Raw genomic sequence first — 9591 nt, 5'->3', positions numbered from 1 at the left:
GGCGGTTACCCGGTACTCGAGCCGCGTAAGGTCCAGCGGATTGTAGAGAGGGTAAAGGAAGCAGCGGAAAAGATCGCCCGTCAGGGGGTGCTGCCCGTCATTCTTTGTTCACCCGGGGTGCGTCTTCCATTGCGGCGGCTGACGGAACGTCAATTACCGCATTTGGCAGTTTTGTCACTTAACGAGATTTGGCCCGACGTGGAGGTTGAAGCTGTAGGGACGGTGGTGTGGGATGAGGATTAAGCGCTACCTTGCCCGTGACATGCAGGAGGCGGTGGCCCTTATTAAGCAAGATATGGGACCGGAGGCGATCATCATCTCCTGTCGCCGGGTCCGGGGCCGTGGCCTGTTGGGTCTTTTTATGCGCCAGTTAGAGGTAACGGCGGCCCTTGAGGAGCGGCGGGCTGAAAGCGCGGTAGCCCAGGCGGCAGTGGTTGCTGCTCCTATCGGGACAGGTGGGCCTCCGCCCGCTGTTGCTAATGGGGGCAACGTTATTGCGGGCGGACAGCCTGGGTCCGGTTTTCCCTGCGGTACCGCGGTAACTGATCTCGCGCTAAGGCGGGAGCTAGGGGAGGTAAAGAGCGTTTTAAACCGTCTGGCGGACAGCCGGCAGGCCAGTGAAGACCAGGAAAAAGAGCCGTTATTAAAGTGGCGGCGGGTTCTTGCCGAAATGGAAGTTGAAGCCGAAATTATCGACGAGTTGCTCACGGCGGTAGAAAAAGAGGTGCCGGAGGGAGGGGCAGAGCAGAGCGAAGTGGTTGAGGTGGCGCTGCTCAACCAGATCACGCAAATGGTAAAGCCGTGCTACCAAAATAACGGGGCGGGACGGGTTATCGTTTTCATCGGCCCTACTGGCGTTGGTAAGACAACCACCCTGGCCAAGTTAGCCGCTCAGTACCGCCTTTTCTACCAAAAAAATATCGCCCTGGTAACCATCGATACTTACCGCATCGGGGCGGTAGAACAGCTCAGGTCTTACGCGGAAATCATCGGGGTGCCGCTGGAGGTGGTATTAACCCCCCAAGAGATGCGGCAGGCCTTAGAGAGTCACGCCCAGGCGGAGCATATCTTTATCGATACGGCAGGGCGCCCTTCAAAGAATCTCGAGCAAGTTTTAGAGCTCAAAGCCTTTCTGGAAGCCATTCCGGAACCGCGGGATATTTACCTGGTTCTGAGTTGTAACACGAAGTACCGGGATCTGCTACGGGTGGCAGAGGATTTTAGCCGGCTTAACTATAACAAGCTAATCTTTACGAAAATCGACGAAACGGAAAGCCCGGGTGTGGTCCTTAACCTGATAAAACACCTGGGACTTCCAGCTGTTTACGTAACTAACGGACAGAGTGTTCCGGACGACATTGTTACGCTCTACCCGAAAAAGGTAGCGAAGCTGGTACTGAAAGGAGGGGAACAGGGTGCTGGATCAGGCGCATAAGCTGCGAACCCTCGTTAATAGTTTGCCGCCCATTGTCGCGCGGCACCGGGAAACGGGACCGCGCATTATTACCGTGACGAGCGGGAAGGGCGGCGTTGGCAAAACCAGCCTCGTAGTCAATCTAGGGTTGGTGCTGGCGCGCTGGGGGAGGCGGGTACTGCTTTTTGACGGTGATTTAGGCTTGGCCAACGTCGAAGTGTTACTTGGTTTAACGCCAGCCTATACGTTGTACGAGTTCTTGTACGGCAACAAAAGCATCGAAGAGATATTGTGCACCGGGCTATACGGATTACAGGTTATCTCTAGTGGTTCCGGAATGCAAGAGCTGGCCAATCTTGATAGCGTTCAGCGCCAGCGTCTGCTCGACCTCCTGCCTTACTTACGCACCCGAACCGACTTTGTGTTGGTTGATACCGGAGCGGGTATCTCGCGCAATGTATTAGGTTTCGTAGCTGCTGCGGAAGAGGTAGTTGTGGTTATTACGCCTGAGCCCACTTCGCTTATGGACGCCTACGGGTTGATTAAGGTGCTGGCACGGTTTCAGTTACATACCGAGGCGCGCCTGGTAGTAAACCGGGCACGCAATGAGAAAGAGGCGCATCAGGCTGCGCAACGGCTTCAGACGGTTTGTAGCAAGTTCCTCGGGTTTCATCTTAGCTACTTGGGGGAAATCCTCGAGGATGCCGTGGTCGGACAGGCGGTAAAAGAGCAGCGCCCGTTAGTCTTGTCGCAGCCCTATTCGATGGCCGCGAAGAGTATCGAAAAGATTGCGCGTTATCTAGTAGACGGAAAAGAGCCTACGCCGAAAGCGGCGGAGCGGTTTCTCGACCGGTTACTAAAGCTTTTTGGCTAAAGAGAGGGTCAGGTGTTGTTAATGAAGGAGCCGATCGGCTTAGCTATTAACCAGCGGATTCTGGTGGCCCTGGAGGGAAGCGACGAGTATTACGTCTCCTCGGTGGAAGATATTACGGCTGACGCGATATTTATTGCGGTTCCTTACCGACGTCAGGTGCCGCTGATTCTTTCCCGCGGTGACCGGGTGACCGTACAGTTTACGGGGGAGAATGAATGTTTTGCTTTTAACACAACGGTTACCTCACGCCGGGAAGACAGGATTTTACTTTATGGCCTGGCTTTTCCGGAAGAGATTAAGCGGATTCAGCGCCGGCGTGACGTGCGGCTTTATGTTATGCTTGATGTTCAGTACGCCGAAGTTCCGGAAGGCGATGCGGCGCCGGTTTTTAAGCAGAGTAAGGCCCTCGATATTAGTGCCGGGGGAATGCGGTTAGTTTGCGAGAAAGAATACCGGCCAGGAACGGTGTTACTAGTCAAGTTCCGGTTGCCGCTGCGCGGTAGCTTTTTCGAAACCGTAACCAAGGCGGAGGTGGTGCGTACAGAGCCCGTGGCTCTCGAAAAGAAGCGGCTATACCATTCGGGGGTTAAGTTTCTCGATATGCCGCAGAACCACAGGGACAAGATTTTTAGCTATATCTTCTGGAAGATGATGGAGCAGGCCCGACTCCGGTAACCCTATCATAGGAAGGGGAGGGGGGTGTCATGGCGTTGACGGAGGTTTGGCAGGAGTACAAGGCTAACGGCAAAGATAGCGCCCGGGAGGAATTGATCCTTAAATACCTTCCACTGGTGAAGCAGTTGGCCGCGCGGCTTGCGGTGCGGCTTCCTCTTTGGATCAGCCAGGAAGATCTCGAAAGTGCGGGCATTTTTGGGTTAATGTCGGCCATCGATCGGTTTGATCCCAACCACGGAACAGAATTCGAAACCTATGCCTACCTGCGGGTCCGGGGCGCAATGCTCGACGAGATTCGGCGGCTCACTTGGTTGCCGCGGAGCCTCTGGCAGCGGATGCAGGAGGTGAACCAGGTGCGGGAGGAACTGGAAAAAAGGCGCGGGCAGCGGCCTTCAGATGAGGAATTGGCCAGAATTCTCGGCATAACAGCAGGAGAGTTGGCTAAGGTAACCTTTTATTTTCAAGCAGCTTGTCCGGTATCTCTTGAAGAGGTTGTCAATGTCGGTAATGGCAACCAGGTTTGCTGGGGGGATCTGGTGGAGGACCCGCAGAGCCCTGACCCGCTTGAATCGCTTTGTCAGGGTGACGACCAATCACTTCTTGCCGAGGCTGTGGCGAGCCTTGACGAGAAGTTGAAGCTGGTTTTGGCGCTTTACTACCAGGAAGGGCTTACCTTAAAAGAGATTGGGAGGGTGCTTAACGTTTCGGAGTCGCGGGCCTGTCAACTGCACGCTAAGGCGATTAAAAAGCTACGGAAGAAGATTCTCGCCATGAGTGAGGCGGGGGGGGCTCGTTGATGCTTGTCGTGCTATTTGTTACCTTTTTACTCCTGCTAGTTGCTTGCTGCGGCGGGTTTTTCTGGTTTTTGGTCCGCTTTAAAAAGCAACAGGATTTTCGAAGCAAGTTTGAGGAGGCGGTGACTGCAGAGGAGTTAGACCTCGAAAGTAGGTTGGTAAACATTGAGAACCGGCTCGAAAACCTCACCAGTATCTGCCTAGAACTGAAAGGGCATCTTCAATGGCTGGAGCAACAGGTAGGAGTTATCTTGAGCCCTCAGAGCCGGGCGAAAGGGCAGTTGAGCGCTTATGAAGCTGTATACAGGGCCTTTGACACCGGTAAAATGGTGACCGAACTAGCTCAAGAGTTTGGGCGTAGTAAAGGGGAGATCGAATTAATCCTTAACCTTAGACGGATGCGAAAGGAAGGATAACATGCTGCGCGGCATCTATACTGCTGCTACAGGACTCAATTTGCAACAGGTGGCGATTGACCTTGTCGCGAATAACGTAGCTAACGTTTCGACGGCTGGTTTCAAAAGTGACCGTTTGAGTGCGATGAGCTTTCCAGAAGTTCTGCTACTGCGTGCGGAGCCGGAAGGAAGAAGGATGCAGCCGGTTGGTGTAACCGGCTACGGGACAGAAGTGGCGGCGATTACTACCGATTACACGCAGGGTGCGCTTGAGAATACGGGAAACCTGGGGGATGTGGCCCTGCACGGAGAAGGCTTTCTGGTGGTACAGACCGACGCTGGGGAACGTTACTTTAGGGGAGGCACCATTTTCGTTGATGGTGAGGGGTACCTGGTAACGGCTAACGGTGACCGGATTTTAGGCGAAGGTGGCCCAGTGCAGGTCGGCGGCAGCGATTATAAAATAGCACCCGACGGTACGGTTTTAGCGGGCGGGAATCCTGTGGATAGGCTGCTAGTAGTAGACTTCCAGGACAAAATAGTCTTGGTAAAAGAAGGAAAAGGGTATTTTCGTGCGGCTGGAGGCCTACCGGAGGCAGCTGCGGGGGCTGTAATCTTGCAGGGTTACCTGGAGACTGCTAACGTAGACTTGACCCGGGAGATGACCATGTTGATTGAAGGGTTGCGGGCGTACCAGCTTAACCAGCGGGCTTTGCGAACGCACGACGAGCTTCTTTCCAGGGCGGTAAACCAGATAGGGAAGGTCCGGTAATGGCTGGATAACACCCCGGAGATGGGCCCAGAAACCGGAGCCGTACTAGGAGGATTCAAGTTGCTGAAAGTAGCGAAAGCGGTGGTCGCGAACGGTGCCTCCGAAGTTCAGGTAGGCATAGCCGATTGGAAGGTCGGGAAAGAACCCGTTGTGTTGATCACGCTCGGGCTTGGCTCCTGTGTTGGTATTACGCTTTACGATCCGGTCCATAAAATCGGGGGCCTCGTCCACGTGATGCTTCCCCGGATGGCCGATTTTTCGAAGGGGAGCGGGAAGCCTGCGAAATTTGCCGACACCGGGATACCTCTTCTGCTCGAAGAGGTTTTACGATTGGGGGCGAACCGGCGGCTCCTTGAAGCCAAGATGGCCGGGGGGGCCCAGATGTTTACCGGTGCCGATAACAAGTTCCGTTTTGACATCGGTAAACGCAATGTGGGGGTTGCCCGGGAGGTGTTGCGGAGCCTCGGGATAAAGGTGGTTGCCGAGGATGTAGGCGGTAACAGGGGCCGGACCATGGTCCTGGATACGGCAACCGGACGCGTTGTGATTAAGACGCTTGGGAGCCAGATAAAGGAGATCTGAGATGGATTTCGACGCTTTCAGGCAAAAGATGCACGCGACTTTCGGTATTGATCTGACCAGCTATAAAGAAACGCAGCTCAAGCGCCGGACAGGCAACCTCATGGCCAGGCGCGGGATAGGTGATTACGCCGCCTACTATAATTTGCTCAAAAACGACCGGGAAGCCCTGCAAGAGTTTCTGGACTACCTGACGATAAACGTTACGGAATTTTTCCGGGACCCGGCCATGTTTAGGATTCTCGAAGAGAAAGTGATTCCGGAACTCTGGGCGAAACGGTCGCTGCTCAAAATCTGGAGCGCCGCCTGTTCTAACGGCGCGGAGCCTTATTCCGTAGTGATGATTCTCGAAGACTTGCGGCCAGGTGGCCTCTACCGGATTGAGGCTACGGATATCGACCGCAAAATCCTTGCTGCGGCGGTAAAGGGCGCTTATCCCGCTGAGCTGTTAAAGAACGTTTCTCCCGTCCGGTTGGCGAAATACTTTCGCAAGGAGGGCGATCAGTTCGTCTTTCGCGAGGAGTTCAGGCGCCGAGTAGCTTTCAAGTACCATGACTTGTTAAAGGACCCTTACAGCAAAGGATACGACCTAATTATTTATAGAAACGTGCAGATCTACTTTACAAAGGAGGCGCAAAACAAGCTGATTAAACAGTTCAGCGAGGCGTTAAGTCCGGGAGGCTATCTCTTTATCGGGGCTAGCGAAACGATCTTTAACTACCGGGACTTTGGCTTAGAAAAGAGTTACCCCTCTTTTTACCGCAAGGTTTAGGTCGATTAATTAACTATGAGGAGCGTAAATCCGGCTTTGAGGTTAAGAACCACGTGAAATACGGGGAGTCCAAGAAATTCCTGGCGCTTTGAAGGGGGTTATTTGGTTGAACGGCGATGTGGTCGATATCTTACAAGAAGTCGGTAACGTCGGTATTGGGAACGCTGCGACGGCCCTGGCGGAATTCTTAAATACAAAGGTTAGCGTCACGGTGCCACGGGCGAGCTTAGTGCCGGTGGAAGAGGTCTTGGACCACATTGGGGATATAGAAGAAGTTGTGGCGGCTGTGCTGCTCCGTGTAGAAGGGGACCTAAGCGGCACCGTCCTCTTTGTCTTCTCGGAAGGGAGCGTGCTTAAGCTAATCTCACAGTTGCTCGGCCAGCCGGTCAGTTCGCTGGAGGAGATTGGCGGGATGGAGGAGTCGGTCCTAATGGAGGTTGGGAATATCCTTACCGGCTCTTTCTTAAACGCCATTAGTATGATGTCTAATCTTACCATTATTCCTGCGGTACCCCTCTTTACCTTCGATATGCTGGGTTCGATCATTTCGAGCTCCCTTTTAGGTACGGGAATGATGGAAGATCAGGTTCTTCTTATCGAAACTAAATTGGCGCAGGAGGGGGATGAAGTTACCGGTAACCTCTTGTTCTTTTTTGATGTGGGTACGCTCAACTCGTTGCTCGATTCGCTTCGGGTCCAGTTAGAAACTCTGTAAGGAGGGTGACTTAATGGGGAAGAGGGTCCTGATTGTTGACGATGCCGCCTTTATGCGGATGATGATCAAAAATATCCTTACTAAGAACGGCTACGAGGTTGTTGGCGAGGCGGAGAACGGAATGGCCGCTGTAGAGCTTTACAAGCAGCTCAAACCCGATCTGGTGACGATGGATATCATTATGCCCGAGATGGACGGCATCGCCGGCGTCAAGGCGATAAGGGCCATTGACCCGAACGCCAAGATCATTATAGTTAGCGCGATGGGACAGCAGGCGATGGTGATGGAGGCAATTCAGGCTGGAGCTAAAGACTTCATCGTGAAGCCTTTCCAACAGGAGCGCATCCTGCAGGCGATGGAGCGGGTTTTGGCGAGAGCAGACTAAAATTGTGGCGACGAGAAGGGGATATAAGTGCCAGATATTCTGTCGCAAGCCGAAATAGACGCGTTATTAGCGGCTCTTTCTACAGGGCAAATTAAGCCGGAAGAAGCGCCGGTTCAGGCTGCCGTTTCGGGAATAAAGAAGTACGACTTCCGCCGCCCGAATAAGTTTTCCAAGGACCAGTTGCGGACTCTACAGATCCTGCACGAAAACCTGGCCCGGATTTTGTCTGGCTTTCTCTCCGGCTATCTCCGGACCAATATCAGTATGACGGTCAGTTCTGTAGAGCAGTTCACTTTTGACGATTTCATCCGGTCGTTGCCTATGCCTACGCTTCTGACGATCTTCAGTCTGCGGCCGCTGAAAGGCGTGGCGGTGATGGAGACTAACCTCCATTTCCTTTTTCCGGCTATCGACCTTCTTTTCGGTGGCCCGGGAGAGATGCCGAAAAAGATTAGGGAGCTTACGGATATTGAAGTCTCGGTAGCGAAGAAGCTCAACGCTAAGATCCTGGAGAACCTGAGTTTTGCTTGGTCGGATGTTTTTAAGGTGGAACCGGAGATTGAATCGGTAGAGACCAACCCGCGGTTTCAGCAGGTGATTTCACCAAGTGAAGTGGTGGCGGTAGTAACTTTTAGCACCATAGTAGGGAACAGCTCTGGTGGCGTGGTAAATCTCTGTTTCTCCCAGGCCACCCTTGAGCCGCTGCTGACGCAGTTGCAAAGTTATTATCGCCTCCGTCCCGGCGAAGCACAAGAAGGAACGGCTAAAGAGGAGCTCCTTTACTGGATCAACCGGATGCCGCTGGAGATAACGGTGGTTACCGGGGAAACAGAGATCACGGTCCGGGAATTCCTGAATCTCCAGGTGGGTGATGTGGTGCCTCTTAACCGGGGTGTTAACCAAGACATGGATGTATATGTGGGGCGCCAGCTGCGGTACAAGGCTCAGGCAGGAACGGTTGGGCAGTACCTGGCGGTGCAGATAACTTCTTTTGCAGAAGGGGGTGAACTGGTTGGCTGACCGGTTACTGAAGCAGGAGGAGATCGATGCGCTTTTGAGCGGCAATCCGCCTGAGACAACCGGGCCCGACCTGCAGGAAACACCGGCGTCTGATACTGCCGCTGCCGGGACAGGGGATGCGCTTACCGATAAGGAGAAGGATGCCCTCGGAGAGATCGGCAACATTTCGATGGGCGCGGCGGCCACTACCCTTTCGGAGTTGTTGAATCAAAAGGTGGTAATTACCAGCCCGCGGGTAGAGGTTACTACTGAGGAAGCGCTGGTCAGTAGTTTCACAGTCCCCTACATGATTATTAAGGTAAGGTATACCGAGGGGCTGGCGGGATTAAGCCTTTTAGTGATTAAGACTACGGATGTGGCCGTGATTGCGGACCTGATGATGGGAGGGAACGGGCAGACCCCCCCTACTACGCTAGGAGAACTTGAAATAAGCGCAGTCGCCGAAGCGATGAACCAGATGATGGGCGCGGCGGCCACCGCAATGGCTGATATCTTTAAGCGGACGGTAAATATTGCTCCCCCGGAGGTTTCGGTTTTCGATTCGGCGGAACATAAGGAGTTTGGGTTAGGGCTTGGCGACCAGATCGTCGTCATCTATTTCCGGATGACGGTGAATGACCTTTTAGATACCGAGATTATGCAGATTCTCGGGATTGAAACGGCCCGGGAGCAGGCGGCGCTCTTGTGGCAGGATTTCTTCCCCGAAACGCCCGCGGCTGCTGCTGTGCTAGGGGAACAAGAAGAGGCGGCAATGACAGATACAGGCCTGGTTGCCCCTCCGCCTGTTTCGGCCGGTGCCTCGGTCGCTCAGGAAGGGCTTCCGGCTTCTACGCTGCTTCCTTCGATTGACCAGCGGAAGTTAGAGCTAATCCTGGATATTCCTCTGAAGGTTACGGTGGTGCTGGGCCGAACCAAGCGTCCTATCAAGGAGATCCTTTCTCTAGGACCGGGGAGCATTGTGGAACTTGCCGCGCTGGCCAACGAGCCGGTGGAGGTTTGGGTTAACGGAACCCTGGTGGCCAAAGGAGAGGTGGTGGTGGTAAACGAGAATTTCGGCGTCCAGATCACCAGTATCGTGACCCCGCAGGAACGCTTGCAGTATCTTGCCGGAAACAGGTGAAATACTGGGAATAATTTATAGATGATTTCACTGCAAAAACCCCTGTTAAAGTTGGCGAACTTGAGCGAAAAGCCGC

The 9591-nt window shown here is 53.7% G+C and carries 13 protein-coding genes; all 13 read left to right on the top strand.

Features of this window, described 5'->3' with window-relative positions; translation table 11 throughout:
• On the top strand, positions 1-243 hold a 243-nt coding region (locus tag ACUVTA_RS04675), incomplete at its 5' end, for an FHIPEP family type III secretion protein (RefSeq protein ID WP_445951812.1).
• Positions 233-1435 carry a flagellar biosynthesis protein FlhF gene (gene flhF, locus ACUVTA_RS04670; RefSeq protein WP_445951811.1) on the top strand — a complete coding sequence of 401 codons (1203 nt, stop codon included), beginning with the start codon at positions 233-235 and terminating at the stop codon, positions 1433-1435. The genes ACUVTA_RS04675 and flhF, both read left to right, overlap by 11 nt.
• Positions 1416-2288 (top strand): MinD/ParA family protein, encoded by an 873-nt coding sequence (locus tag ACUVTA_RS04665; RefSeq protein WP_445951810.1) that lies wholly within the window; start codon positions 1416-1418, stop codon positions 2286-2288. The genes flhF and ACUVTA_RS04665 overlap by 20 nt, the downstream gene beginning before the upstream one ends.
• A gap of 21 nt (positions 2289-2309) precedes the next feature.
• A complete protein-coding gene (locus ACUVTA_RS04660) occupies positions 2310-2963 on the top strand; it encodes a flagellar brake protein (protein WP_445951809.1) in 654 nt (217 codons plus the stop codon).
• Between the two features lie 29 nt (positions 2964-2992).
• A complete protein-coding gene (locus ACUVTA_RS04655) occupies positions 2993-3760 on the top strand; it encodes a sigma-70 family RNA polymerase sigma factor (protein ID WP_445951808.1) in 768 nt (255 codons plus the stop codon).
• Positions 3760-4173 (top strand): hypothetical protein, encoded by a 414-nt coding sequence (locus tag ACUVTA_RS04650; protein WP_445951807.1) that lies wholly within the window; start codon positions 3760-3762, stop codon positions 4171-4173. Before ACUVTA_RS04655 ends, ACUVTA_RS04650 begins: the two co-directional genes overlap by 1 nt.
• 1 nt (position 4174) lies before the next feature.
• Positions 4175-4924: a flagellar hook-basal body protein gene (locus ACUVTA_RS04645; RefSeq protein ID WP_445951806.1), complete on the top strand. Its 750-nt coding sequence runs from the start codon at positions 4175-4177 to the stop codon at positions 4922-4924.
• Between the two features lie 60 nt (positions 4925-4984).
• On the top strand, positions 4985-5506 hold the full coding sequence (locus ACUVTA_RS04640) for a chemotaxis protein CheD (protein WP_445951805.1): 522 nt from the start codon (positions 4985-4987) through the stop codon (positions 5504-5506).
• Position 5507: 1 nt separating this feature from the next.
• Positions 5508-6275 (top strand): CheR family methyltransferase, encoded by a 768-nt coding sequence (locus tag ACUVTA_RS04635; protein WP_445951804.1) that lies wholly within the window; start codon positions 5508-5510, stop codon positions 6273-6275.
• 106 nt (positions 6276-6381) lie between these two features.
• Positions 6382-6990 (top strand): chemotaxis protein CheC, encoded by a 609-nt coding sequence (locus tag ACUVTA_RS04630; protein WP_445951803.1) that lies wholly within the window; start codon positions 6382-6384, stop codon positions 6988-6990.
• A 13-nt stretch (positions 6991-7003) separates the two neighbouring features.
• Positions 7004-7375: a response regulator gene (locus tag ACUVTA_RS04625; protein ID WP_445951802.1), complete on the top strand. Its 372-nt coding sequence runs from the start codon at positions 7004-7006 to the stop codon at positions 7373-7375.
• A gap of 27 nt (positions 7376-7402) precedes the next feature.
• Entirely contained in the window at positions 7403-8395 is a 993-nt protein-coding gene (gene fliM, locus ACUVTA_RS04620) for a flagellar motor switch protein FliM (protein ID WP_445951801.1), read from the top strand.
• Positions 8388-9515, top strand: a complete 1128-nt coding sequence (fliY, locus tag ACUVTA_RS04615; RefSeq protein WP_445951800.1) for a flagellar motor switch phosphatase FliY — start codon at positions 8388-8390, stop codon at positions 9513-9515. The genes fliM and fliY overlap by 8 nt, the downstream gene beginning before the upstream one ends.
• Positions 9516-9591 lie beyond the last annotated feature (76 nt).

Source organism: Thermodesulfitimonas sp. (assembly GCF_052743955.1).
This window is presented reverse-complemented; position numbering and strand designations above follow the sequence as displayed.